This is a genomic window from Botrimarina colliarenosi (assembly GCF_007859955.1).
In the GTDB taxonomy this organism is placed as follows: domain Bacteria; phylum Planctomycetota; class Planctomycetia; order Pirellulales; family Lacipirellulaceae; genus Botrimarina; species Botrimarina colliarenosi.
Window position 1 is genome coordinate 378,828 of the sequence record NZ_SJPR01000003.1, and the last position, 25,223, is coordinate 404,050.

Genomic DNA, 25,223 nt, shown 5'->3' on the forward strand with positions numbered 1-25,223 from the left:
GCCAGCGGGGTTCTCTTCAACTCACAAACCACAAGGAGGGCGTCACCCCGAAAGAAGCCTTGACGACATGAAAAAACCGCCGTTGGCGCGGCGGTTCTTCTCGAAGAGCGATTTATATCAGTACCTCTTTACCTTAGCGCTCTTCTTATTGCGATGCAAGCTATTTATTAGCTCGGCAACCCTGTTGTGTTGCCCCATTTTGCGTCGCCTTTTCGTACGGCCGATGAGGGAACGCAGCACAATAAATGCAATGCAAAATCAACGAACCACGGACAACCCAACCCCAACGGCTAGCGGCCCAGAAGTCTCGCTTCGAAGAGGAACACCGCGACCCTTTCGCGGCCCTCGAAGAGGACGCCGACCGCTATCAGCTTTTACTACTGGTCAAACGCGTCGGAAAAGAGGGAGGGTTCTCTCCCCGCATGATCCAGCTGCTGGACTACTATCTGGCCTACACCACCAAGGAGGACTGGGAGGAGGGGAGTCGGCCGATCGTCTTCCAATCCGTTGGCCGCACCGCGATGGACTTGGGCGTGAGCGAGCGACAAATCCAGAAGCTCGAAAAGCAGCTCTTCGCCGTTGGGGCGATTACCTGGCGGGATAGCGGCAACCACAAACGATACGGCCTACGTGACAAGAGAACGGGCCGCTTGGTGTACGCGTTCGGCGTCGATCTGACGCCCCTGGGCCACCTAAAGAACGACCTTGAAGACAAGCTGCACCAGAAGCGGCTCTATGTCGAGGCCTGGCGAGCGACGAAGCGAGACATCTCGATGTGCCGCCGCCGAATTCGCTCAGCTCTGATCGAGGCAGACGAGCAGGGGATCGACAAAAGTCAAAGAGCGGCTTGGGAGGAGGAGTACGGAGCGATTGCTCACCAGCTCCGCACGCACCACTCCCTCCAGGAATTGCGAGGTCTGCTAGTCCGCCATACCGAGCTTCTTAGGCGGCTGTCCGGAGCGATAGGACAGCAAGGAGGGCGATGCGCGAGGTCCGAGCCAACCATCGCAGCAACAGACATTTGTGCTGACAGAAGCGAAGAAAAGTTCGCCCACTTAGAGTACTCCAATCCAATTAACCAAGTTAGTAGTCGCCCTGCGGGCGTAGGCTTGCAGGAAGGAGGAAGGGAGGAGCCAGAGGACCAACGGCGAACTCTTAAGCCGTCGTGCTCCACCGTCTCACTTCGTCAGGCCCTATCAGGCGCGACCGACAGGTTCTTGCAACGGCTGCCCCATCCTAGTTCCCAACCTAACTGGAGTGATCTGATCGAAGCGGCCTACGAGATACGTGGGGAACTGCGGATCAGTCAACAGAGTTGGAACGACGCCTGTCGCATCTTGGGGAGGCCGTCCGCCGCGGTCTGTGTGCTGCTGACCGACCGGGGAACGACGAGGGTGTCAGGCCGTGTCAGGCTACCTGACGCGTATTTCCAGGGTATGGTCCGAAAGGGGTCTCATGGAAAGCTGCGCCTCGATACGTCCTTGCTTGCGCACCAGAGAGAAGTGTAGTAGGGTGCCCGTGGCAGTCACGGAAGTTAGTGAGGGGCAGTGCGCGAGGAATTTGATCGGGAAGCCAAAAGGCGACGGGGAAGGTCCACCAAGTACCGCGTGCGGTTGTCCAAGGAAGAGAGATCACAGCTCGAAGCCTTGAACGAAAAAACCACCGACCGTTTCGTGGAATGGAGATCGAGGGTTCTCATGGAACTTGACGAGGGCGGAGACCGAGGTCGGAACCGGTCCAATTACCGCGACTTGGCGAGTTCACTCGGCATTACCCCCCAACAGGTGACCGATACCGCGAGAACGTATTGCCACGGAGGCATCGACGCCGCTCTCGCCGCCAAGCGGCCTTGGATCCGAGTCACGCCCGCGGAGGAGGTGACGCTGAAGGCGCTGATTGTCGAGGGGATGGAGGAGGGCAGGTCCCTCTCTATCCGATACCTAGCGGCACTGATTGGAAGGTCACCATCGACGGTGGCGAGGGCCCTGAAACGCCTCAAGAACGCTGAACTTGCCCGCTCGAAAGCAGGGCCAAAAAAATATCTTGACGGCCCAGCCTCACCGGGATAGAAAAAGGAGTGTTCCAACAGGAACAAATGCCGTTTCTAGCGGCCTACACTTCTTCGTCGCCTCTGGCCTCGTGTCAGCTGACAGCTGACAGACGTAAGACTCACCGATCATCGTAGGGACTGAACGAGCTTGCTCGCTCGCTGGCTCTACGTGAGGGGGTTTTACATGGCCATCGATTCTTCGCGACTCAGCCAGACGGACTTCTGGTTGTATCCTCATGACCGCGCACACCGTGAGGAGTGTCTAGCACTGCTCGAGAACTTCCTCTCCTGCCAGAGCATGGTGCTTACCACTTCTGCGGTCGCTTGCTTCCTTGATGTCGCGTGCCCCTGCCGCTGCAAGCATCCTCATGACTTTGTCGAGGAATGCGCAAAGCGGATTTCGCCTAACAGTCAATTGACTGTTCGACGCCAACGCCTCAGAGACTTTGGTCCCAAGAGTGTTATCCGATTGTTGTCTCTGGTGATTCCTCGTGAATGCCACGCGTTAACAACGGCCAATCTGCGAGATGCTAGGCCGATGACACAAGACATAAGGCGCTCGCTGGATCGCCTATTCATACGGTGGGGCCAACACCACTACGATATTGAAAAAAGAATTGCGTCAGCGCCGACGGAATCATTGCCGTATATCTGGGCGCATCGCAACTCGGATACGGACACGGATTGGGACACCGTCTCGCGGAAACTGGTGGTCGGGATCGCCGCTACAAAACTGAAGGCGCGGGGAATAAGAGTGGTTTCGGACCGTTACTTTAATTTCATCAGAAAGCATATTGGATATACAGGCATACATAGCTTTACACCGTTCGTGTATTGCCATCGCGGCATTGGTAGCCTCGGTTTGGCGTGCGGATTCAGTCCTGCCACAATTGGCATTTATACTCACTACCGAGAGCAGGATCGAAAGCGCACTAAGGAGGAAAGTCCCTTGAGTGTGATGTCGCTCTTGGACTTGGAAGGTCCTGAGTGGCTTTCGCGATTTGAAACCTGGCGAGACGCGATAACAAGCAAATCACGCACGGCCAATGTCGCTAACGAATATGTCATCGATCTGTACACCCTAACTAAGGCTGTTGAGTTATCGTCCGACCTCTCGTTTACACCGGGCGAGTACATACGACTCGATGGCGCCACTTAGGTTTCGCTCGACGCGAGCGGTCTAAACCAGGCATCGTATTAAAGGAGTTTCACACAAAAAATAAAGAACCCGCCACGCCGGAGCGATGACGGGTCCTCATAGTGTCCAGCAACCGGCCTGAGGGCGGGTCACCGGAGCAACTTGGTCGTTCTCCTTTGTACCCCCTCAAGCCTGGTCGGTCAAACGACATCGGGGGCTCTCGCATCTCTCTTAGCGACCGCGCGACCTCTCCGCGCGGATGGCGGATCGAAACTTCGCCAATCGACGCGTTGGCGCGGCTAGCTATCGCCACATCTAGGCAAACCCCGGCAGCCATCAGCGGCCACGGGGCCCGCCGAAGGTGCGTCCGCAGTTGTCGTCGGCTTGTCGAAAGGCCAAACACCTTCGTTCCCTTTCCTTTCACTAAGACGAGATCCGCAATGACCGTTGAAACCGCCTGCCAGGTCCTCGGCGTCAACCGAACCAGCCTCAACTGCGCGCTCCTGAAGACCGCATATCGAACGCTCGCCAAACGTCACCACCCCGACACGCCCGGCGGCGATCCAGCCCTGTTCCTAGAGGTCAATGAAGCCTTCGACACGCTCCAGGCGTTCTTGCGCGGCGAGGCGCTCAACCCCGTGACCCCGCCGAAGAAGTCGCTTTCACTGCAGTTAGGATCGACTACCGCCACGCTACGGATCCCGGAGAACGTTTCGCCACAACGCACGCTCGAACACTTCAAGAAGGCCGGCGCAATCGACAAGAAGTGGCGGTTCTCTCACATCGATCGTGACGACCAGACGTTCGTGCCCCGTTCGTGGGACGACCCGGTCGGCGTGATGGGGCTCAAGACCACCGACGCGATCGTCTGCTTCGACCCGCTAGAAGTCGAAAGGGTCCGGACACTACGTTTCCGGGCGCTGGAAGGTCGTGAGGGGACGCCGAAGCCGCCCCCCCGTGTGGACACCTTGCAGAGGATGTCGGTGGAACTTCCCGCCATCGAGGCCGCTTTGGCGTCGGCCGAAACTTACAAGATCGCGAACGGGTTCCCGCTCTACGAGAACGACAAGGAGGGCAGGGAACGGGCCGGACGGACCTGGGACCTTTGCTACCGCCGCGTTTACCGCGACTTCTCTGCAATCCAAGTCAGGATTCTCAACGCGGCAGATGAACTCGTCGGCGAGTACCGCTTCGATGTCAACCCGCGGGCCGTCACAAGCACCGAGCGGGTCCACGGACGCAGCGACGCCAAGATAGCCGTCGCCGGCGCGTACAGAAGCGAAGGTCCGAACCTCATCGGTGATGGATGGAATAACGATCGAGACCTCGAACCGTATTCGTCCGACTCGCTTTTAACGAAGTGGGTCCCGCTCGAGAAGTACGAAAAAAGCCGGTACTACAAGCTGTTGCAAGAAGGGATCGGCGGTCGCCACTCGAAGCCCGCTCTCGAAGCTGGCGACCAGCTGCACGCGATAGGCCAGCAGCAACGCCGTTTGTCGGCCGGTTAGTCCCTCCGTTTTGTCCCCAAGGAGACCTCTGATGGTCGCCCTCTGCTTCCGGCGGGTCCGCCAGCTGCTGTGGTGGTGCCTGCACCAATCCCTATTCGTGCTTTGTGAGGTCACAACCCTCCAAGTGCTGTTTCTCACCCCGGCCGTGCTAACGCTGCTCTGGCTCCCAACCCTGTTCGAGCCACAGCAGTCATCCGCCGACGACAACCAACAAACCCAAGCCTCCCACTCTGCCCCGACTCTGACGGACATCCTTCACATCTTTCAGCCCCCAAACTCCGACTGCGAGCCGAATCATGTCGCGAACCCCTAAGAAGGAAGTGTGGCCGCCGCCCACTGCACCGCCAAGTCGTTTCAATGGTGGGCCCGGCGAGTGCCGGGCCCACCCCTTGTACGGCCCGCTTTACCGCTTCGACCCCATCACCTACCCAGTCTCGGTCCCCGGCACGAACGACAGTCCGTCACTCCCACCCCAAACCGACCATCCCGACAGCGATGGTGGGGGCAAGCGAGGAGGGAGCCGACGGTGAACAACTTCGGACCCCGCGTCATCGTCAACATCCTGGCCGGCGTGCTGGCCTGCTTCTTGTGGATGCGGTTCGCCCAGCCCTTCTGGCGGGGGACGCCGTGGGAAGAGATGACCGCCCACTTGGGCGCCATCGCCTGGGCGATCGGGCTCCTCTACCCGCTGTCTTACGTTATCCCGACGCTGCGGCGCCGCCTAAGACTGCCGTTCATCTTACCCGCCTCGGCCTTGGTCGCCTTGATCGGGTTCTGGCAGATCGGCCAGGAATTCGGCCGGGAGCAGGCGAGGCTGCTGAGCCAAACCTGCTTTATTCCCGCTGTCTTGCTCGCCGGCCCGCTGCTGGTGAGCAGCGTCTCCCACCAAATCTGGCTGAGCCGCTGGTTCCGCGAGGTCTTCCGCTTCGGCGACGGCGACAACGCCCGCTGGTCGACGCGTTCGGATTACAACGCCCGGGAGATGCCGATGCCCCGCACATGGAACGGCGGCCTCGGCTGGACCGACCGCATCCTGCTGGGCGTCACGACGTTCCGCCACGACGTCTCTCCACGCCTCGTCTGGCTAACCCCAAGCGTTCACCTCTACACGGTAGGAATGAGCAACTCCGGCAAGTCAGCGACCGCCCAGTGGCCCAACTACGCGATCTACGGTGGGGCGGCGCTGATCGTGGATATGAAGGGGGAGCACGCCCTGATGACGGCGAAACGCCGCGCAGAATTAGGTGAAGTGACGATCGCCAACCCGCTGGGCGTGCACGGCCTTCCCAGTTGTCAGTGCAATCTGCTGGCGGGCATCGACGAGACGACCGACGAAGGGCGTCGGCAGATCTCCGAGATCGGCAAAGCGATCGTCATCCCCGAGGACAACACCCACACCGGCACTCACTTCTCCGACAACGCCAAGACGCTCCTCGACGCGGTGAACACCTGGGTCTGCCACACGCAACCGGAAGAGACGCGCAACCTCGTGACGAGCTACCGCCTGATCAACTCGCAGGACCCGGCCACCGGCGTCTATGACCCCGCTGTCTGGCTCGACCTGATGGCGGAGATGAGCGAGTGCCCGCTGGGCGTCTGTGCGATGGCCGCGAAACTGATGGACAACGCCGGCGACCGCGAGGGGGGGTCTTTTCTCACCACCCTCTCGAAGTCCATCAAATTCATGGCCCCCGCAGGGATGCAGCACTTCCTCTCGGGGGTGACCAATCCGCTGCGCGACCTGCCGACCAAAGCGAAGGCGAAGCCCACCTTCTACGTCGTTGTCGGCCTGGGCAACGAGATCGACTATAGCCGCTACATCCGATTGATGGTGGCGATGGGCGTCTACTACTTGCGGGAAGACTACCGCCGCACCGGGCAGGCGGCTTACCCCAAGCCGCTGATCGGACTGGACGAGTACGCCCTGTACGCCAAGGGGCTCGACTGCATCACAACCGGCTTCGGCAACCTCCGCGAGGTGGCGACCCTCTGGGTCTGCACGCAAAAGAACTCGATGGTCCGTGAGGTGATCAAGTCGGGTCTCGACCTGTTGCTCCAGAACTCGACCGTGCAAGTGTTCGGCGTCGCCAATGACGACGACGACATGGCCGCTTGGGTCTCCAACCACCTCGGCCAGCACGTCGTCCGCAAGAAGAAGGGGCCCGGCATCTGGTCCAAGGAGATCCAGAGAGAGAAGCAACCGCTGATGACCCGCCGGGCCGTGCAAGACACGCTCCGCCAGCACTCCGCCAACCAGTTCATTTTCCCGGCCGACGGCGGCCCGCCGATGTGGCTTCACCGCCGAGCGTACAAGCGATTCAAGATCGGCGGCAAGCAAGTCTTCAAGGCCTTCAACCTGGCCGGCGTCTACGACAATGTTGACCCGAAGAAAGGAAAGCCCAAATGAAACCCGGCGCCAGCTACCCCTCGCCCAGCCATCCCGTTTCCTACTCGGGCCCCCCCCAGGCGTTCTCCCACGTCCAGAAGATCGGTCCCGAGTTCAATGACGCTGCTTCGGGTAGTCGAGAGAAGCGTGCGACGGATGCGCTCAGGCCGCACGCTCCCGACTTGAAGAAGGATTTTAGCAAGGCCCACGAAGGGCCTCGTGAGGAGGTCGGCAAACCGACTCTGCACCACATCCTCATCCCTTCGGGAGAGGTGGTGGCCGCCGTCCACGCCCAGCACGACCGCGAGAAGCTCCAACGCAATCAGGAGAAGGACCGGCAGATGAAGGCGTGGCGAGAAGCCGCGATCACCACCAGCCGCACGTTCAATACCAGAGCCCTGGCCCCGATGCATCTACGCGAGACCGTCACCCCCGAGGTCTTCTTGAAAGCGGCCCGGCAAGCGGCCCTGAAGCGACGGCTGCAGCAGAAGCAAGAACAAGCCCATGAGGATCACGAAAGATAATGTTTGCCAACCATGCGCAAATCGCGATAGGGTCGAGAATGGACACGCTCAACGAACAAGAGATCGAGACGCTTCTCCTTCGCGAAGCGCGACAAGTGCCGCTCCCGACAGGCGGCTTCAACGAAGTCACCGCAACACGCCACCACTGGCTGGCGGTTGAAGAGCTCGTGAGGGACTACGGCTGGTCGCTGGAAAGCCTGGGCCGCCTCGTCTTCGAAGACCAAAGGGCGACCGGCGCCGACTTCCATGCCTGCTTTTGTCGCGTCGTCGCCTACGTCCTGGCCGACGCCCGCCATGTCCTCGGCGAGACCGTCGAAAGGCCCAGCCGCCTGCCGCTGCTGCCGAGTGGCTATCAGCCCCGCGAGTCGGCCGTCTAGATCAGACACTCAAGCCGCTTCCTCTTTCTCCTATCGCCACCGGAGCCAACCGCGATGCCAACCGCCATGCCAACCGTCGAAGCCGCCCGAGAGGCGCTGATCGCCATCCGCGACCCGCTGCTGGAAGAAAAGACGCAGCTCGCCCGCCAGCTCATCCGGATCGAGGCCGACCTCGCCCCGATCGAATCGGCCCTAGAAGCCCTCGATTGCGATGCGAGCAAGCCGGCCAAGCAGCGTGGCAAGTCAAAGAGCAAGAGCCCGCGCCAAGAGGACGTCCGCAAGGTGATGCTGCAGCTCGTAGCGGCCAACCCGGGAATCGATCGTAGCGAGCTCGAAGAACTGACCAAGGACAAACTGAGGAACGAGCTAGGGTTCGACCTCAAGGGCTTCGCCAACCGCTCGAAAGAAGTCTTGTCAAAGAACGGCTTTGCGGTCGAGGCGAGTGGCGGGGTGTATCTCGCCGGTCATCCGGTAGCCGAATCGAAGAAGCCTCTTCTTAAGCCGGCAAGCGAATCAGTTGTGGACAGAACATTCGCTGCGGACGGTTTGCGTTGATTCGCAGGGAAGAATCAACGCAAGCTGGGCAGGCATAAGCACCGCTTAGGAGACGAGCCTATTCCTCAAACTGCAATTCTAAACCGTTCACATCATTCCCAGGAGCAACCGTAGTCGCTACCGCCCGACCTCAAGAGACCACCGAGCAAATCACGACCGCGCCTAAGAGTCAAGAGTAATCAACGCCATGCTGATCGCCACGCAAGCCAAAAGCATAGAAGGGACGCAGAAGTACTTCGACACCGTGCTGTCGCAAGGGGACTACTACACCGGCGACAGCGAAGTGGGCGGCGAGTTCCACGGCAAGCTCGCCGAGCTGCTCGGCGTGGCGGGCCAACAGGCGACCCGCTCGGCCTTCGGCCAACTGCTGAGGGGCCACCACCCAGAGACCGGCAAGAAGCTGATCCAAAGGCTGCGAGCCGATCGCCGGCCGGGGATGGACCTCACCTTCAGCACGCCTAAGTCGTTGAGCATCCTCTTCGCCACCACCAAGGACGAGCGTCTACTCGACGCCTTACGTGCGACCGTGAGAGAGACGATTGAGAAGGACGTAGAGCCGCTGATGGCCAGGCGGGTCCGCTCGGGGGAGAAGGCCGCGTCGAAAGACAAGACGCTCACCGGCAACCTCATCTACGCCGACTTCTTGCACAAGACTTCCCGGCCGGTCGAGGGCCGGGTCGATTGCCACCTCCACATTCACGCCTTCGTGATGAACCTCACCGAATCGGGGGGCAAGTTCTATGCGGCTGAGATGGAAGAGATTGTCCGCCAACGAGCCTCACTACAAGCCAAGTTCGACGCCCGGCTCGCCCGCCGCCTGCAACGAGAACTGGGCTACAAGGTCGAAAAGACCCGCTTCCTCCAGTCGGGCCGGATGAAAACCGGCTGGGAGATCAAAGGCGTCAGTCGCTCCACCATCGAGAAGTTCTCCCGCCGGACGCAGCAGATCGAAGAGTTCGCCGAAGAGCACGGCGTGCTGGGCGCCGACGAGAAAGGCCGGCTCGGGGTCCGCACTCGGGACAAGAAGGAGAAGGGGCTCTCGATGGAAGAGCTCCACCGGGAGTGGCGGTCGCGGCTGACCGCCGAAGAACTAGCGGCCCTCGAAGGGATGCACGCCGCGGCCCAGCAAGCCACGCAAGGGCGAGCCCTTGAGGGCAAGGCCGCCGAATCGGTCCGCTACTCCCTCGACCACCACCTCTACCGGCAATCCACCGTTGAAAAACAAGCGGTTATCGCGACCGCTTTAGAACACGGTTTAACGCTGACGCCCGAGGAGGTCGAAGCGGCCCTCGACAACGAAGAGGTCATCCAACGCAGCCGAGAGTTCCGCGGCGTCACCCGCGACTTCGTTACGACACGGGCCGTATTGGAGGCGGAGCGACGGATGATCGCCTTCGCCCGGGAAGGCCGCGGCACTCGGATGCCGATCGGCCGCGGCGAGTACAAATTCGAACGCCACTGGCTCAACCCCGACCAGAAGAGGGCCGTCACCAGCATCCTCGAGAGCCGCGACACCGTCATGGTCGTGGCCGGTGGGGCCGGGACGGGCAAGTCCACAACGCTCTCCGAACTGGGCAAAGCCCTGCATTCCTTCGGTCGCGAGCTGTTCGTCTTCGCCCCCAGCACTGGGGCTCGTGAGGTCCTCGAAGAGAAGGGGTTCGCCAACGCACAAACCACCGAGCACCTGCTCCGCAACGAGAAGCTCCACGAGTCGCTCCGAGACCAAGTGCTGCTGATCGACGAAGCGGGACTCGTCGATGTCCGCACGATGAACGGCGTCTTCGACATCGCAAAGAGCCACAACTGCCGCGTCGTCCTCTCCGGCGACACCCGCCAGCACGGGCCGGTACGAACGGGGGAGGCGATGCGGATCCTGGAGCAAGAAGCGGGCCTCCACGTCGCCCGGATCGAGACGATCCAACGCCAGAAGGGCCACTACAAGGAAGCGATCGAACTGATCAGCCGGGGGCACGAGGTCGTCGACAAAGAGCGGGGCCGATCGGGCCTCGTGGCCGGCTTCGAGAAGCTCGACCGGCTCGGCAAGGTCGTCGAGATCACGTCCAAGAACCGCTACGCCGTCCTCGCCGAGGAGTACCTCAAAGCCCCCAAAGGAAAGTCCCCGCTCGTCGTCGCACCGACGCACGCCGAGGGGCAAGCGGTCACCGGGCACATCCGCCACGGCCTGCGGAAGCGGGGGGCGATAGGGAAAGAAGACCGCGAATTCTTGCAACTCACCTCGCTCAATCTCAGCGAAGCCCAGAAGACGCAGCGGGCGACCTATCTCCAGCCGGGCGTCGTCGTCCAGCTGCACCAGAACATTCGGGGGGGCTTCAAGAAGGGCGAACGCTACCGCGTTACCAAGGACGCGGCGGGCGAGCCCCAACTAACGCCGCTCGCAGGCGGCCCGGCGAAGCCGATCCCGTACCAGCACCCTGACCGCTTCGAAGCGTACGCCGAGAACAAACTCGGTCTGGCGGTAGGCGACAAGGTCCGCTTCAGCCTTGGCGGCTCGTCGATCGACAAGCAGCAGCGGCGGATCAGCAACGGCCGTGTGGACGAGATCGCCGGCTTCGACAAGCAAGGAAACCTCCGCCTCAAGAGCGGCATGACGGTGGCGAGGGACTACGGGCACCTCTGCCTGGGCTACGTCGTCACGAGCCACTCGGCCCAGGGCAAAGACGAGCGGCACGTCATCGCCGCGATGGGCTCCCAGTCGCTCCCCGCCATCAACGCCCGACAGCTGTACGTCACCGCCAGCCGCGGCCGCGAAGACATCACGCTGTACGTCGACAACAAGGCCGCCGTCGTGCAGGCGATTCAGAACGCCGGCCGGCAGCTTTCCGCCACCGAGTTGGTGGGGTCGGCAGCCGTGCAGCGGGCAAGCCAACAGCGTCGGCAGCTACGCAGCCATCTCCGCTTGATCGAACGAGCCCGCGAATGGTGGCGGGCTCGGGTGGGAGGCCGCGACGCGACGCCGCAGCGACGCCATGTCCCCATCCATCTTCAACCGGCCCCGCAACTCGGCAGGAGTTAAGAAATGAGCCGTCTACCCTTCCCATCCAACGAGAACCACCACACGAGCGTCGCCTCCGCAACCGCCGACAAGGCCCCGTGGAAGCGGGTCAACCCGAGCGAGCCGCCGCCGATGATGTTCCAGGTGCAGCTGTGCGACGGGCGGGCCGTCAGCTACGCCTACTGCGACCTGCGTGAAATCCGTCAAAGGGACGCCGGCTACATCGAGCTGTGCCTATTGGGGATGGAGAAGACGCACGTCGCGGTGACCGGCCGCAACCTCACGGACCTGGCCAACCTCATCGCGGCCGGACGGATCAAGTCGTTTGAAGAACTAGGGCCGCGGACGTTCGACCGGGCCGAATCGAGCCCGTCGATCGACAAGATCACCATCGAGACGCTGACGGGACACTGATCTCACTGAGCAAACCGCGACCGCTACACCAGCATCTTAGGAGGGACCGAACCGATGACCGGCCGCACGCTGCACGACGAAAAACTCATCTCACTCCGCGAGGTCCCCGACTTCCTGCCGACGCGGCGGGGAAAGAAGCTGCACATCTCAACGGTCCACCGCTGGGTCCAGAAGGGGGCCCGCGGCAAGGTGCTCGAATCGGTTTTGCTCGGCGGCGTCCGCTACACGAGTCTAGAGGCACTGGTACGTTTCATGACCACCAGCACCGTTGAGCTGACTGAAGTGCGACGCCAAGCAATCGTTATGGATGAAGTAGAGAGACGCGGATTTCTAAATCCTCGACAACCCCGTTCAGAGATTCGTGGAAGGCAGACTGACAAGACTGATCGGCAATAGGCTGCAGATGTTACTTATCGAGAGCTATTTGACATTGGATGCTACAAAGTCACGAATGATCCTGTAGTCCCCAGGTGACTGCTCAACGAGAGTGCGGTCTAGGTTTATTTGGTACTTGTGAAAGGCACCTGGCAAATTAAGGGATATGATCGCGGAATCAATCCGTATCAATAGCATCCAGCATGAATTAGGTTGATTGGGATCAAGCGGAAAGTGAGAGAAGCAGGTGCACTGCGTCAGATCTAAGTTGATAGCGGCGAATCCGTTTCCTACCCTCTCAGCGAAAGCTGTCCTTGCAGGACTGCTAGTGAGGTCGAGAGGGATGCGGGCTCGTTTGAGCGGATTGTCGAACGTGGATTGCAGCAAGGTAAGGTAGTTGTTGATGAATATCCGCAAAGGGTAGTCTGAAACAACCAGGAAGTACCTCGCTGTAGAGGTGCTCGGTCGGTGCGAGCACGCATAGCAATCAGGTTCAGGAACTAGAGCGACCAAGCGAATCAAGTCTGCAACAACCTCCGCACTTACCTGAGACGCTCGTGTGTCCTTTCCACTGGGCGTCCGTCGATACGACTTAAGGAACTTCGCCTCCACATAATTGCGATATCGCCAACCGAAATTAGCAAGTCGCTTGCTGCCGATTTTCGAACCGCCGTAATCAACAAATATGTCGCAGTGACGGTTATTCACGGGCAGTGGCGCATTCCGAGTGTCGTATGGCTTCTCTAGCTGTAGTCTTTGAATTGGGTCAACAACATTCTTGGAGTGGAGGGCGTTAAGCAGTGAAAAAGAAAACGATCCCACAGCATTCGCTTCTCGCTTGACACGTTGGAATCCCAATCCAGCGATGGATTCAGGCAAGATCGAGAAAGCACTCTCAACTATCATTATGGCGTTTTCCACCCGGATGCCTACGAAGCTAACTGCCTCAAAACAGTATAGCTACGCGGTTTCTTCGAGCGACAACATCGCTCAACCAACCGTTCGGGCGACCTTCATCGCCAGGGCCAGGTCCCGCTCGGCGTAGATCTGAGTGACCTCGGCACTCTGGTGCCCACACACCACCTGGGCCGCCTCCAGACCAAATTGCTTACGCACCTCGGTCGCTGCTGTGTGCCGCAGCCGGTTAGGGGACCATTTCTCGACGCCCGCCTTCGCGCAGGCCCGGTGGATGGCGATCCGGTAGCTGTTGGCGTCGTAGAACCGAATAGGCCCCCGCTTAGTCACTACTTGATGGGCGCGTCGGAGGATCGACTCGAACGGCTCGTTACTACCTTCTTCCCCGCGGCGACGACGCGTCATCCAGGAGGTCTCGGCGGGAGCGAAGCAGGGCCAAAGCGGATCGCGAAGCAAGTAGGGGGCAAGGACCTTCTGAGCCTTCGGCCCGACCATCACCAACCGCTCGGCGCCGTAGTGCTCCATCTTGTGGGACCCGAGCTGATAGACCCAGACGTCCCCGGTGCGTTCCAAGTCGCTCGGGCGCAGGCCGCAAACCTCGCCAGGCCTGGCGCCGGTGAGCCGCTGGAACCGGACCATGTCCGCAACGATCTCCGGGGCGTGCTTCAAGGTCGCTGCAACGGACGCGTCGTCGATGACCGTCACCCGGCCGTTGTCGCGGGCCCGGCTGCGTCCCTTCTTGAGCCCGGCCACCGACTGCAACGCATGATGGACGAGCGGCGGCACGAGCTCGTTCTCGCACGCCCAAGCGAACATCCGCCGGATGCGGTTGACGTGTTCGTTGATGTGCTTGCGGGACCACCCCTTGGGGTCGATCATCAGCTCCCGCAGGTCCTTGAGCTTCACCGGGCCGAACGCGGCCGCGTCCTCCTCGCCGTGGTGACGCAGCAGCAGCTTGAGGATCTCGCTGACTTGCTCCCCCTCGCGGGTCAAACGCCCGTTCTTGACGTAGTAGGAGTGGGCGTGGTCCTCGTACACGATCGCCAGCTCATTGAGCGTGACGACATGGCCTTGTTGCAGGCGTCGCCGCAGCCGCTTGACGGTCAGCTCGGATTTCGGGTCGGCCTCGGCCAGATCGGGCCGCTGCGCGTCGCGGCGGAGACGCCACCGCTTGATCAGCTCCTCGTACCGCTCGTGGCTCTCACCGGAACCGTAGGGGCCGAGCTGGATCGCCTTGCCGTCGATCGAGACGACGGCTTGGCCGGTGCTTTTGTGGAGACGGTACTTGGGCGGGCGCGAAAGAAGCTTGGGCACGGCGGCTCTCCTGCTTCGAGACGCCAAAAGAGGTAGTTTTACCTCTTTTGGGCCCCAGCAAGCCGCTCGGCCTCACATGTGGCCGGTAACCTAAAGTACGGTTTCAGCAGGACTTAGAGAAAGTGGCGGGGGCCGGATTCGAACCGACGACCTCGAGGTTATGAGCCTCGCGAGCTACCTGGCTGCTCCACCCCGCGGTGGAATATCTCAAGATACTCCGCTCGAATCGGCTCGGCAAGGCGCCCCCCTGTACTGAATCTTTGCGACTTGTTCTTCGCGACTTGGCTCGTTCTTAGCGACTTGGCTCGGCCGTTCATTGCTTCGGGGCGATGCGACCGATACGGTTCCAAGAACGCCCACTGCGTAGACGACCTTCAACGCCGCCGGCCTTTCCCAACGAATCTGGCTCCCGCCGACCGCTTGGCCTCGCCTTACTCCGCCGCCGTCCTGCCGCCCCCGCCGCCCCCGCCGCCCCGCGTCGGTCGCGATGTCGGTGTCGATTCGGGGGGGACTGACCCCGCCGACGGAACGCGGCGTCGGCCGCTCGGGATCGGGCCGGTGGGCCGGTGGGTTGAGGACGCTCCCGCCTGGCTCGTGAGTGGGATGCTCCATCTGGGGCTGCTCGTTCTCTTTGCCCTCTTGGCGATGGGCGTGGCGAAGGACGACCGGCTGTCGCTCACCGTCGGGCTCTCGGAGGACCTGGGCGAGCAGATGATTGAGGAAAGCCTCGACCTGACGACGGCGACCGAAATCGAACTCGACGAGCAGGTGCTGACGCCTGACACGCTGCCGGAGGTGGCGAACCCACTGGCGACGCCCCCCGTGATCCCGATCGATCCGACCGGTTTGGCTTTCAGTTCGGAGTTGCCGAGCGTGACGCCCGGCGCGGCGTTGTCCGGCCGCGAGCCGGGTCGCAAAGAGGCGTTGCTCAAAGCGATGGGCGCGACCGCCCAGACCGAGACGGCGGTGCTCGAGGGGCTCCGCTGGCTCGCGCGGGTGCAACAGAACGACGGCGGCTGGAGCCTGGTCGGCAAGTACCCCAACCCGGCCGCCAACGAAAACCGCGAAGCGGCGACCGCCATGGCGCTGATTGCGTTTCAGGGCGCCGGCAAGCTGCCGAGCAACTCGAAGATGGACTTCGGGCAGAACGTCGCCCGGGGATGGCGTTGGCTGCTCGGCCGCCAGGAGGCGGATGGCTCGTTCTTCCACAGCGGCGGGAGCAACCACCGCTTTTACACGCACGCCCAGTGCACGATCGCGTTGTGCGAACTGTTGGCAATGACCGGCGATGAGCAGTACCGAAAGCCCGCCCAACTCGCGGTGAAGTACCTGATCGATACGCAGACCGATCTTGGCGGCTGGCGGTACAACCCGGGCGTGCAAAGCGACTTGTCGGTCACGGGCTGGGTGCTGATGGCGCTGAAGAGCGCGCGGATGGCGGGGATCGAGGTGCCGTCGCCGGTGTTCGCTCATATCGAGGGCTTCCTCGACCTTGTGTCGCGCTCCGACCCGGTGGTCTATGCGCCGCTCGGCTCACGCTACGTCTACGAAGAGCCCGACATCTTCAATCGCGAGGCGGTGCCGACACTGACGGCGGTCGGCTTGCTGAGCCGCGAGTACCTAGGCTGGCCGACGGACGACAAGCGGATCGACAAGGGCGTTGAGTTCCTGCTGACCCACAAGCCCGAATGGCGGCGGGGAAAGACCGACGTCTATTACTGGTACTACGCGACGCAGGCGATCTTCCACGCCGGTGGGCCGCGCTGGACCGAATGGAACAAGGTGATGCGCGAGCTGCTCCCGGCTCAACAGTCGAAAGACGGCCGCGACCGGGGGAGTTGGGACCCGCGCGAGGACGCGTGGGGCGCCTCGGGGGGCCGGCTTTATATGACCTGCATGGCGATCTACACGCTGGAGGTCTATTACCGCCATCTGCCGCTGTACCAGCAGCGCGCGGTGCGGTGACGCGGTGAGGTGGCGTGGGATGGGGGGCTTGGTTTGCGGTGGTGCGTTCTCCGCTTACTTCGTGCGCGGCTCTAAGCGGCTCGCGCTACGTTTCCGCGAACTACAACAGACCGCTTAGAGTCGCGCACGAAGTAAGCGGAGCAGTTCGAACCACCACCAAGACCCTCCCAACCCACAAGCTCTGCCCTCAATCGTCCGTCTTGAAGCTAAACGCCACGTACCGGAATCCGCGCGGTGTGTCGTAAAGCGCGGCGGCGGACGGGGTGGCGTACTTCATCATCGTCTCGACCGACGGAACGCTCGACTCTTCTAACGCATCGCGGAGCCAGCGCATCGGCGGGGCGAACTCGGCCATGCGGTTAAGTTCTTCGCGCGAGGCGTCCGATGTTCCCGCGGCGTGCCATTGGCGGAACTGGGCGCCGGGGTCTTGGTAGGTGAGGATTCGGCCCTCGTCGGCGCCCACCGTGCCGGCGCCGAGCCGCCCGGCGCGGTTGAGCGTCAGACGGAACGGCAAGTGGTCGGCCAGCCGATCGCCGACGCCCGCCTCGGTGTCGATCAACCGGTGGAGCAGCTCGGGCGTCTCGGCGAGGACGACTTGCTCGCCGATCACGGCGATGCACGACAGGAAGACGGGGCGCTGGCCGCGACGGCGACGCCCCTCCTCGCCGGCCGCCTCGGCGGGCTCCGTGGCGTTGAAGCCGTCGACCTGCAAGTAGCTGACGCCGCCGTGCTCCCGGGTTTCGACGCGTGGCGCGACCTTCGACAGAACCGCTCTGATCGTCGCTTCCATCCAGACGGGGTCGTCGACGTCGAGCAGCGTGACGCGGGCCGGGGTGACCCGCAGGGCCTTTCCCTCCTCCGTCGCGCCGTAGCCCTGCACGGAGGTGAACCGCCCCGTCAGGTGCGAGACGAACTCTTGCGGGGAAACGCCGATCTTCTTGGTGACATTCTCTTCGACGAGCTTCGCGAACTCCCCCTCGCCGCGGATTCGGTCGTAGAGCTGGCCCGCGCCGTCGAGCGTCGCCTTCAGGTCGACCGCGCCGCAAGCGTAGCTAGTGATGTCGGCGGGGATGGCGTCGCCGGGGGTCGCGTCGCAAGGCAACAGCCGCGCCATCTTGAGGATGCCGGCGCGGGGGTTGTCGAGCAGCAAGTGGGCGCGGAACAGGCTGTCCCAGTCCCCCTCGTTGATCCAACCGGCCGCCGCGATCCCCTCGACGCCATCGAGGCCCAGAATCGGCAGCGTCGCCAGCGCGATCCGCATCCCGGCGTTCCCTTGGGCGACCGCCCGGAAGATGCCCACTGGGTCCACGAAACCGACCAACTGCGGGGGCGACTCGTCGCCGCCGCCGAGCCGTTCGCTGACGCACTCGCGCAGCGACTCGGTGAACGCCTCGTTGTCCGACAGCGGCGTCGCGTAGCGGGTGCGGAGGCGGGCGATGCGTTTCGCTTTGTCTTCGTCTTCCGCTGCCGCGTCGCCCTCGGCATCGGCTTCGGGCGTATCGGGCAGTTCCGTGAGCCCTTCGGCTTCGTCCCACTTGGCGACGACCGACTCGATCAGGATCGGATCGTTCGACATCACCAGCACGGCGTCGCGTTCGACAAGGCCGACGGTGTTGTTGACGTTGTCGCCGTCGCGGATGACGGTTACCTCGACCGAGCCGATCGGCTGGGTGGCCACCTGTCTCCCCTTTTCGGCGGAGTAGTTCTTTACGGATTCGATCAGTACCGCCGCGCGGTCGCTGCCATCCACCAACGCTTGGCGATCTCCGGCGGCGCGGTCAGCGGCGCTCACGGTGTCGGCAAGAAAGACGAAGCCGGGCGCCTCGTTCCGTCGCGGCACGATGCTAAGGGCGACCTCCCCCTCGAACAGGGCAAGCATCTCGGCAAGCCCGCCGCCGGTCGCCTTGCCGGGGCCGTTACGGTAGGACTCGTCGATCCGATTAAACAGAGCCTGCAGGAAGGGGGCGATCTCCGGGTCGTTGAACATCTCGCCACCGCTGCCGCTGTTGAAGCGCTCGGCGAGCTCCGAGGCGTCCGGCGTGCGGACAAAAAAGACCGACCGACCGGGGAACAGACGCATGGACGTCGGTCGCTCGGCCACCGCCACGGCGGGGAGGGCGACAAGAAGCAGGACGAGAAAACGGCAAAGAGGGCGTCGCACGACGGAGATTCTCCTAAGAAGAAGGGGCGTTGGCGGTGACGCGGCGGTCTCGCCAATTCCCGTGTGGTAGACTACAGGATAACCGAACCAGCCACCCCGAGGGGCCCGACTGTGATCCGCCCTGCCCTCCCCCACTTCGCCGCAGCCGTAGCGATCTTGACCCTCGCGGCCGATGTTTCCGCCCAAGGCCGTGGCGGCGCTGGCGGTGGCGGTGCGTTCGGCGGCGGTGGCGGCGGGGCGTCGTTCGGGACCTCCTCCCTAGGGGGCGGCGGCCTCGGTTCGTCGTCGCTCGGCGGCTCAAGCCTTGGCGGTTCCTCTCTCGGGCAATCGTCGATGGGCCAATCCGCCTTCGGCTCGACGGCGAACGGCTCGGTCTTCGGCGGCGCCGCAACCGGCCAGAACGCCAACCAAGCGTTCATTGGCCGCGGCGCTGCGGACCTCCAAGCGTTTTTCGGCAACCAAAACGCGGCGGGACAATCCAGCCAACGGTCGCAACGGGCCGGCGGTCAAAGCAGCAGCAGCTCAAGCTCGTCCGCCGGGCGGCGCCCCGAGGTGCGGGTGACGCTGACCGCGGCGCCCGAGTTGCGTCGCGTCGCGACCGCGAACCGCCCCGATGCGTCGGTCGCCCTCGCCAACGTGTCGCGGCTGCTCACCCGCAAAGGCGTAAACGGCGTGACGGTCTCCGCCGATGGCGGGGTCGCCGTTCTTGAAGGGGTCGTCGCGACCGCGTCCGAGCGGCTGCTCGCCGAGAAGCTCGCCGCCATCGAGCCCGGCGTCCGCCGCGTCGATAACCGCCTCACGGTTCAGAGCGCCGAAGAAGTCCTCCCTGAGCCGCTCTAAGCAAAGCGAACGCTAAGAAAGACCCTACGTCTTCTTACGGGCGAGGGCTTGTTCTTACGGGCGATGGCTGGGGCTGAGACCACGCCTGCTGATGATGGCAGCGGTGGCTCCCATGACACGTGAGTTCGGCTAGCGAAACGCTCGCGCGTCGGTAGCAAGCGGCTCGGCCCGGTGAAAAGCCAACGCGGCGCTCTCGGCTTGGCCGTCCGGCACCGTGCTCGAAGGCGTCCGGAGCGATGTCAAGTTTGCAACGATGCCGGTGCTTGTCCTGACCGCTTCGGACGACGCCAAGACGCGCCGCCGCTCGTTAGAACTCGGTGCAACGGACTTCCTCTCCAAGCCGGTCCATCCCGACGAGTTGATTCAGCGTGTCCGGAACGCGCTCGCGTTGCGTTTCCATCAGCGCGAACTCGCCCAGTACGCCAATCGCCTTGAGTTGCTGGTCCGTGTGCGCACCGAGCAACTCCTTGTTGCACAACGCGAAGTGATCCATTGTTTGGCCAGGGCGTCGGAGTACCGCGACCACGAAACAGGTCGGCACGTGTTGCGGGTCGGCCGGTACTCGGGCATCATCGCACGCCAACTCGCAAAGGGCGAAGCGTACGCCGAGGCGTTGGAGCTGGCGGCGACGCTGCACGACGTGGGGAAGATCGCTGTGCCCGACACCATCTTGCTGAAGGCGGGGGGGGGCTCGACCAAGACGAGTTCGAGTGGATCCAGCGGCACTGCGGGTTTGGCAGCCGCATGTGCGACACCCTCGGCCCCGACGAGACGACCTCCTTCCGAACGCACACCGACGCCGGCCCGCAGATCATCGAGGCCGCCACTTCACCGCTGATGAAGTTCGCAGCGCGGATCGCGAAAACCCATCACGAGAAATGGGACGGCTCCGGGTACCCCTTGAAGCTTCAGGGTGAAGACATCCCGCTGGAAGGCCGAATCGTGGCCGTCGCCGACGTCTTCGACGCCCTCAGCAGCAAACGCCCCTACAAGCCGGCGTTCCCGATCAAGAAGTGTTTCGAAATCCTCGAAGAGGGCGCGGCCAGCACTTCGACCCGGCCGTCCTCGACGCCTTTTTGGCGAGGAAGGACGAAGTCATCGAAGTCCAAATCGAGTACTCCGATGATTGAATGCCGCTAGAGCGGCTCGGAGTCTCGACACATCCCTAGCGATTCAAACGGATCGTCGTCGTCGAGAGCCGCTTGCGAGACTCAACCGCCTCGACGGTCTCAACCCCGCGCGGCGCCGCGGCGGGCGGCTCTTGGAAGCCGGCTTGGCGGACCTGCTGGCTCGCCGGCGTGGCGGCGAGCATGGTCCCCTCGGCCGGCGCGAGGCCGCTGCCTGGCAGCCGCTGCCGTGTTTGATCGCTCACCACGAGCCCGCCCCCCCGGACTGGCTCGAAGCGAGCGATCAAACTGATGTCGGCCGGCGGCCCGTCGCTCGGCCCCCACGGCAGCCACACACTGTACGACGGCCCCAGCTCCGAAACACTCATGTGCTTCGTGAGTTGTTCGACCGGGAACACAAAGCGCCGCGTCGGCTTGTGATCGGTCGCCAACCGACCCCCTTCGTCAAAGGCATAAACAACCAGCCGCCCTTCGACGGCGATCGGGTCGGTCCTTCGGTCATAGAAATAGAGTCGGCCGCCAAAACCCCGTTCCGATGCCTCGCCCGGCGTTTGCCGCACCGTGTCCACCCAGGTGGCGACGATGCGGTCGGGCTCACCCGAACGCGGCTCGTCGGGATCGACTCCCCACTGCATCGGATTGGGCAGCGTGGCAAACGGGCTGACGCCCTTCACCGTCTCGGCGTCGGGCGCCGCGCTGCGGCATCCGACCGACACGCAGACCGCCAGACAGGCGATCCCGAAACCTCGGAGGGCGATCGACATGGCGGGGTTGGTGTTCAACGGCTAACGGTGGGCAAGCGGCGCGGGGCGGTTGCCGGGGCGGTGTACGATACCGCCTCGACGCGGGTCGTCTCTTCGTTGTCGGTCGTCGACTCAGCGGGTTCAGTCGATTCCTCCGCGGCGCCGAACGCGGGCCCCGTCGGGACAGGTGTCTCGAACGGCGCCTGGGTCTCGAAGGGAAGCTGGGTCGGGTAGCACGCCGGCGTGTCTTCCCACGAGTCGCCCCGCGTCCGCAAACCGGCCGGGCCGTGCATGCCGATCACGTCCGACAACACCCAGCTCATCCGCGACGACTCGACTTGCTTGAGCATCTCGGCGTCGAGCTCCGAACGGATCACGCGCGGCGTCATGATGATCAGCAGCTCGGTGCTCCCCTGCTGCACGCCGTCGTAGCGAAACAGGTCGCCGATCAACGGGATGTCAGCGAGCAACGGCACGCGGCGGTGGACATCAAAGGTCCGCTTGGTCAGCAAACCGCTGAGGACCACCGTCTGTCCGCTGGCGGCGCTCACCGTGGTGATCGCCTGCGTCGACTTGATCTGCGGCGCGCGGATCACCGTCCCGTCGGCCGCGATATTGATGGCGATCCCCTCCGCTTCGGGTCCGACTTCCGACTTCTCGGCCGAGACGTTCATCACGACCTGGCCATCGGGGCTGATCCGGGGGGTCACCTCGAGGATGATGCCGACCGGCTCGTACTCGATCGAATTGGTCTGACCGAACTGGCTGTTCGTGACGCCCGTGATCCTCGGCACGCGGGCGCCGACCTGGATGCTGCCGGTCTTGCCGTCGAGCGTCGTCAGCTGCGGGCGGCTGAGCACCTCGAGGCGACGGCTCTCTTGCAGAGCCCGGAGCAAGAAGTTGAGGTTGCTGCTGCTCGCCGAGAGGACGAAGCCGCCGAAGTTCAAGTCGCTGTTGACGCGGTTGAGCGCGAAGCTCGACAGGGCTTGGGCGCCGACATTGCCCGCCCGCTGCAGGGCGGTCGTCGAGCCGTTATTGCCCAGCGTTTGGTTGTTGAAGTTGAACCCCGGCGACAGCTCACTCGTAAGCACGTTCTGCGTCGTTGTCGAGACGGTCGCGCCACCGGCCGACTGCGTGTTGGTCGTCGTCGTGATCAGCGTGGGATCGGTCAGCAGCGACCGGTCGAACAGCAACGAGTCCTGCAGGCCGAGCTCGACGCCGAACTCGTCGGTGTCGTTGAGGCTCACTTCGGCGATCAGCACCTGGATGGTAACCATCGGCGGCCGTTCGTCGAGCTCTTCGACCAGCCGGCGGAGCTCTTGCTCGTAGCGCGGCGTCGCGCTGATGATCAGGCTGTTGGTCGCTTGCTCGGCGACAACCACTACCTCACGCTCGATCAGCTCACGGGGGCTGTACGAGAGATCGGCGTCCGCCTCGGCGGCGCGCTCCGTCTCGAGCCACTCGTTGAGCACCGTGGCGACCGTCGTGGCGTCGGCGTTCTTCAGACGGAAGACGGTCGTCTGCCGCGAACGGACCTCGGCGTCGTCGAGGCGCAGCAGCACCGCCTCGACCACGGCAAGGTCCTCGGCCGTGCCAGCGGCGATGATGCTGTTGGTCCGCAGGTCCGTCGTCACATTCAGCGGCGACAGTCCGCCCGAGCCGTAGCCGCCCGGCTCGCTCGCGTCCTCGTCGGCGCCAAAGAGCGTGCGGAGCATCTCGGCGAGCGCCTCGGCGTCGCCGTTCGCGACGGTGAAGACCTTGAGTTCCGCCGCCGCGTCGGGCGAGCGGTCGAGCCGTTCGATCAGGCCGGCGAGCAGCGGCATGCTGTCGGCCGGGGCCGTCACCACCAGGGCGTTGGCCCGCGTGTCGGGCGCAACCCGCACGCCGGTCAGCACGCCCGACTCCAGCGCGGTGGGGTCGCCTTCGCCCATGCCGAGCCGCAGCGCCGCCGCCCGGGGCGACGCGTTCTCGTCCCCGCCATCGGTCGATGGACGGATCGCCGCCTCGATCACCTCGGCGAGGTCCTCGGCCAGCGAGTTCTTCAGCGGGAAGACCCGCACCTCGTCGACGGCTTGGCCGCGGGCGGCGTCGATCTGCTTCACCAACGCCCGGACCTCTTCTTGGTCGCGCGGAGCGGCGCTCACGATCACGACGTTGCTGCGGTAATCGGCGACGGTGAACGCCCGCGACCGCAGCAGCGAGGTCGATTGGTCATTCGCCTGCGGCGTCTGCTGCTCGAAGAAGTTGTCGATCAGCGTTTTGACGTCGGCGGCGGCCGCGTGCTTGAGCGGGTACGCCTCGAAGCGGTAGGTCGGCTCGACCGGCTGATCGAGCTGTTCCACCAGCCCCGTGGCGAGCTTCACGTTCTCTGGCCGGCCCACCAGCAACAGCGCGTTGGGCTTCGCCAAGCCGGTGACGCTGAGGTCGCCGACGCGCGGGCCGAGCACCTGGTCGTACACGCTCGTCAACAAGCGGGCGAGCGAATCGGCGTCGATGTGTTGCAGCCGCAAGACCTTGATCTCGGGCGTCGTCTGCGAGCTGAGGCTCTCGATCTGGTCGATGATCCGCATGACACGGTCGACGTCCTCCTGATCGCCACGGAGCACGATCACGTCGAGCCCCTCGACGAACTCGATCTGCACCGGGCCGAGAATCGACTCGTCCTCGGCGACGCGGCCCGGGTTGGGCGTCGCGGCGCCGGCTTCACTGTCGTTTGCGGCCAATGGGTTTTCGGCGGCCACCGGCGCGGCGGTTTGGATGGCGCGGAGGGCGGTCTTCACCCGCTCGGGCGGCGCGGTCGCCGTCGAGACGATCCGCACACTGCTGCCGGCCGGTCCCGCGGCGCCCGCCTGGGCGGCCAGCGAGTCTTCCATCGCGGTGACGACATCACGCCAAGCGGCGATCGCCTCGGCGGGCCCGTCGATCGCGACGGCGCCGGTCGCCGAGTCGACGCGGAACTGCACGCCGGCCCCGTCGCCGAGCGACGCGGGGAACGACAGCACCGTGTGGTCGCCGTTCCAGGTCGCCGGCAGCGGCCGGTGGGCGAGCGCCTCGAGCCGGCCATGCAACTCGGTCGGCGTCAGGCGGCGGAGCTGCAGCGTTGGCGAACCGGTCGCCGCCTTCGCAGCGACGCCCCCCTCGGTCACCAGCCGCATCAGGTCGCCGTGCGTCGCCATCGGGCCGAACAGCAGCAGCCGGCCGGTCCGTTCGTCCCAGACGGTCCGCACGTCGGCGGGCTGCGTCTGGCGCCACGCCTCGACCGCGGCGCGGCGTTCGGCGGGGATCGAGTGGGCTTCGAGGACCGCGTCGCTAGCCACCGGCGCGCCCGCCACCTGAGCCATCGTCACGGAGGCCAGCGCGAGCAGCGAAACGACCGCCGTCAGGCGGGCAGCGGTCCGGAGCGTCATGGCGCGGCGCGTCGATTGGAGATAAGTCGGCATCAAGCCCCCCCAGCTTGGTGACGCGGGGTCGTTCCGAAGTCCGGAGCGGTCGCGGCGCACCCTGGCTGCGCCGGTCGATACAACCGGCGTCACCCGGAACATCGGCAAAGTCCGCCACGCTCGGCCACGATTTCCGCGGAGAGCCGCTGCTGGCGCCACCGCGACGGCCCGCTAGCGGCCCTGAATCCGCGGCGGGTGGCCAACTTCCGTTCGTTTTTCTCGGAACCGAACCCCGACCGGTGCGCGAGGTCCTTCCATCAATTCGGTTTCGCGCACGTGGCCAAAACGGCGGTTGTCGCGACCGGCTCCACCCCGTGGTTCGTGGCCCTTGAAGGTGTGGCGCCTTGAGCCGACGGCGCTAGCCGCGGGCGAACGAAG

19 protein-coding genes and 1 tRNA gene are annotated in these 25,223 nt (G+C 63.8%); 15 read left to right on the forward strand and 5 right to left on the reverse strand.

Annotated features, from left to right (window positions below; translation table 11 throughout):
• The first annotated feature begins 245 nt into the window (after nucleotides 1-245).
• The 11 genes from repC (at nucleotide 246) to Pla108_RS13255 (ending at nucleotide 12,361) form a co-directional block, all read left to right on the forward strand.
• On the forward strand, nucleotides 246-1,508 hold the full coding sequence (gene repC / locus Pla108_RS13205) for a plasmid replication protein RepC (RefSeq protein WP_146445423.1): 1,263 nt from the start codon (nucleotides 246-248) through the stop codon (nucleotides 1,506-1,508).
• 105 nt (nucleotides 1,509-1,613) lie between these two features.
• A complete protein-coding gene (locus Pla108_RS13210) occupies nucleotides 1,614-2,069 on the forward strand; it encodes a helix-turn-helix domain-containing protein (protein WP_146445424.1) in 456 nt (151 codons plus the stop codon).
• Nucleotides 2,070-3,628: 1,559 nt separating this feature from the next.
• Nucleotides 3,629-4,696, forward strand: a complete 1,068-nt coding sequence (locus tag Pla108_RS13215) for a J domain-containing protein (RefSeq protein ID WP_146445425.1) — start codon at nucleotides 3,629-3,631, stop codon at nucleotides 4,694-4,696.
• 31 nt (nucleotides 4,697-4,727) lie between these two features.
• Complete coding sequence (locus Pla108_RS13220; RefSeq protein WP_146445426.1) at nucleotides 4,728-5,009, forward strand: hypothetical protein; 282 nt, start codon at nucleotides 4,728-4,730, stop codon at nucleotides 5,007-5,009.
• 213 nt (nucleotides 5,010-5,222) lie between these two features.
• Nucleotides 5,223-7,103 (forward strand): type IV secretory system conjugative DNA transfer family protein, encoded by a 1,881-nt coding sequence (locus tag Pla108_RS13225; protein ID WP_146445427.1) that lies wholly within the window; start codon nucleotides 5,223-5,225, stop codon nucleotides 7,101-7,103.
• Complete coding sequence (locus Pla108_RS13230; protein WP_146445428.1) at nucleotides 7,100-7,606, forward strand: hypothetical protein; 507 nt, start codon at nucleotides 7,100-7,102, stop codon at nucleotides 7,604-7,606. The genes Pla108_RS13225 and Pla108_RS13230 overlap by 4 nt, the downstream gene beginning before the upstream one ends.
• 38 nt (nucleotides 7,607-7,644) lie before the next feature.
• A complete protein-coding gene (locus Pla108_RS13235) occupies nucleotides 7,645-7,983 on the forward strand; it encodes a hypothetical protein (RefSeq protein WP_146445429.1) in 339 nt (112 codons plus the stop codon).
• A gap of 54 nt (nucleotides 7,984-8,037) precedes the next feature.
• The gene (locus Pla108_RS13240; RefSeq protein WP_146445430.1) at nucleotides 8,038-8,538 is read left to right on the forward strand and encodes a hypothetical protein; all 501 of its coding nucleotides are present in this window, start codon (nucleotides 8,038-8,040) and stop codon (nucleotides 8,536-8,538) included.
• A gap of 187 nt (nucleotides 8,539-8,725) precedes the next feature.
• On the forward strand, nucleotides 8,726-11,572 hold the full coding sequence (mobF, locus tag Pla108_RS13245; RefSeq protein ID WP_146445431.1) for a MobF family relaxase: 2,847 nt from the start codon (nucleotides 8,726-8,728) through the stop codon (nucleotides 11,570-11,572).
• Between the two features lie 3 nt (nucleotides 11,573-11,575).
• Nucleotides 11,576-11,965, forward strand: coding sequence for a hypothetical protein (locus Pla108_RS13250; protein WP_146445432.1), 390 nt, complete (start codon nucleotides 11,576-11,578; stop codon nucleotides 11,963-11,965).
• A 54-nt stretch (nucleotides 11,966-12,019) separates the two neighbouring features.
• Nucleotides 12,020-12,361, forward strand: a complete 342-nt coding sequence (locus tag Pla108_RS13255) for a DUF1580 domain-containing protein (RefSeq protein ID WP_146445433.1) — start codon at nucleotides 12,020-12,022, stop codon at nucleotides 12,359-12,361.
• Between the two features lie 969 nt (nucleotides 12,362-13,330).
• Here the strand turns inward: Pla108_RS13255 and Pla108_RS13260 are convergent.
• Both Pla108_RS13260 and Pla108_RS13265 read right to left on the reverse strand, forming a co-directional pair.
• Nucleotides 13,331-14,569 (reverse strand): tyrosine-type recombinase/integrase, encoded by a 1,239-nt coding sequence (locus Pla108_RS13260; RefSeq protein WP_146445434.1) that lies wholly within the window; start codon nucleotides 14,567-14,569, stop codon nucleotides 13,331-13,333.
• A gap of 123 nt (nucleotides 14,570-14,692) precedes the next feature.
• Nucleotides 14,693-14,766: transfer RNA gene (locus tag Pla108_RS13265), tRNA-Met, on the reverse strand.
• A gap of 223 nt (nucleotides 14,767-14,989) precedes the next feature.
• On the opposite strand from Pla108_RS13265, the gene Pla108_RS13270 reads away from it, so the two are divergent.
• The gene (locus Pla108_RS13270; RefSeq protein WP_146445435.1) at nucleotides 14,990-16,534 is read left to right on the forward strand and encodes a prenyltransferase/squalene oxidase repeat-containing protein; all 1,545 of its coding nucleotides are present in this window, start codon (nucleotides 14,990-14,992) and stop codon (nucleotides 16,532-16,534) included.
• A 187-nt stretch (nucleotides 16,535-16,721) separates the two neighbouring features.
• On the opposite strand, the gene Pla108_RS13275 is transcribed toward Pla108_RS13270, so the two are convergent.
• Entirely contained in the window at nucleotides 16,722-18,695 is a 1,974-nt protein-coding gene (locus tag Pla108_RS13275) for a hypothetical protein (RefSeq protein WP_146445436.1), read from the reverse strand.
• A 111-nt stretch (nucleotides 18,696-18,806) separates the two neighbouring features.
• Between Pla108_RS13275 and Pla108_RS13280 the strand changes: the two genes are divergently transcribed.
• The 3 genes from Pla108_RS13280 (at nucleotide 18,807) to Pla108_RS21640 (ending at nucleotide 20,675) form a co-directional block, all read left to right on the forward strand.
• Complete coding sequence (locus Pla108_RS13280; RefSeq protein WP_146445437.1) at nucleotides 18,807-19,535, forward strand: BON domain-containing protein; 729 nt, start codon at nucleotides 18,807-18,809, stop codon at nucleotides 19,533-19,535.
• Between the two features lie 253 nt (nucleotides 19,536-19,788).
• A complete protein-coding gene (locus tag Pla108_RS13285; protein WP_146445438.1) occupies nucleotides 19,789-20,373 on the forward strand; it encodes an HD domain-containing protein in 585 nt (194 codons plus the stop codon).
• Nucleotides 20,280-20,675, forward strand: coding sequence for an HD-GYP domain-containing protein (locus tag Pla108_RS21640; RefSeq protein ID WP_146445439.1), 396 nt, complete (start codon nucleotides 20,280-20,282; stop codon nucleotides 20,673-20,675). The genes Pla108_RS13285 and Pla108_RS21640 overlap by 94 nt, the downstream gene beginning before the upstream one ends.
• A 25-nt stretch (nucleotides 20,676-20,700) precedes the next feature.
• On the opposite strand, the gene Pla108_RS13295 is transcribed toward Pla108_RS21640, so the two are convergent.
• Nucleotides 20,701-21,426 carry a hypothetical protein gene (locus tag Pla108_RS13295; protein WP_146445440.1) on the reverse strand — a complete coding sequence of 242 codons (726 nt, stop codon included), beginning with the start codon at nucleotides 21,424-21,426 and terminating at the stop codon, nucleotides 20,701-20,703.
• A gap of 14 nt (nucleotides 21,427-21,440) precedes the next feature.
• Nucleotides 21,441-24,845 carry a secretin N-terminal domain-containing protein gene (locus Pla108_RS13300; protein ID WP_197526532.1) on the reverse strand — a complete coding sequence of 1,135 codons (3,405 nt, stop codon included), beginning with the start codon at nucleotides 24,843-24,845 and terminating at the stop codon, nucleotides 21,441-21,443.
• Nucleotides 24,846-25,223: the final 378 nt, after the last annotated feature.

Excerpts from the sequence above, each read along its gene's own strand:
- repC (WP_146445423.1), top strand. The coding sequence starts at position 246 with ATGCAATGCAAAATCAACGAACCACGGACAACCCAACCCCAACGGCTA.
- Pla108_RS13215 (WP_146445425.1), top strand. The coding sequence starts at position 3,629 with ATGACCGTTGAAACCGCCTGCCAGGTCCTCGGCGTCAACCGAACCAGC.
- Pla108_RS13220 (WP_146445426.1), top strand. The coding sequence starts at position 4,728 with ATGGTCGCCCTCTGCTTCCGGCGGGTCCGCCAGCTGCTGTGGTGGTGC.
- Pla108_RS13230 (WP_146445428.1), top strand. The coding sequence starts at position 7,100 with ATGAAACCCGGCGCCAGCTACCCCTCGCCCAGCCATCCCGTTTCCTAC.
- Pla108_RS13235 (WP_146445429.1), top strand. The coding sequence starts at position 7,645 with ATGGACACGCTCAACGAACAAGAGATCGAGACGCTTCTCCTTCGCGAA.
- Pla108_RS13240 (WP_146445430.1), top strand. The coding sequence starts at position 8,038 with ATGCCAACCGCCATGCCAACCGTCGAAGCCGCCCGAGAGGCGCTGATC.
- mobF (WP_146445431.1), top strand. The coding sequence starts at position 8,726 with ATGCTGATCGCCACGCAAGCCAAAAGCATAGAAGGGACGCAGAAGTAC.
- Pla108_RS13250 (WP_146445432.1), top strand. The coding sequence starts at position 11,576 with ATGAGCCGTCTACCCTTCCCATCCAACGAGAACCACCACACGAGCGTC.
- Pla108_RS13255 (WP_146445433.1), top strand. The coding sequence starts at position 12,020 with ATGACCGGCCGCACGCTGCACGACGAAAAACTCATCTCACTCCGCGAG.
- Pla108_RS13285 (WP_146445438.1), top strand. The coding sequence starts at position 19,789 with ATGCCGGTGCTTGTCCTGACCGCTTCGGACGACGCCAAGACGCGCCGC.
- Pla108_RS21640 (WP_146445439.1), top strand. The coding sequence starts at position 20,280 with ATGTGCGACACCCTCGGCCCCGACGAGACGACCTCCTTCCGAACGCAC.
- Pla108_RS13295 (WP_146445440.1), bottom strand. The coding sequence starts at position 21,426 with ATGTCGATCGCCCTCCGAGGTTTCGGGATCGCCTGTCTGGCGGTCTGC.
- Pla108_RS13300 (WP_197526532.1), bottom strand. The coding sequence starts at position 24,845 with ATGCCGACTTATCTCCAATCGACGCGCCGCGCCATGACGCTCCGGACC.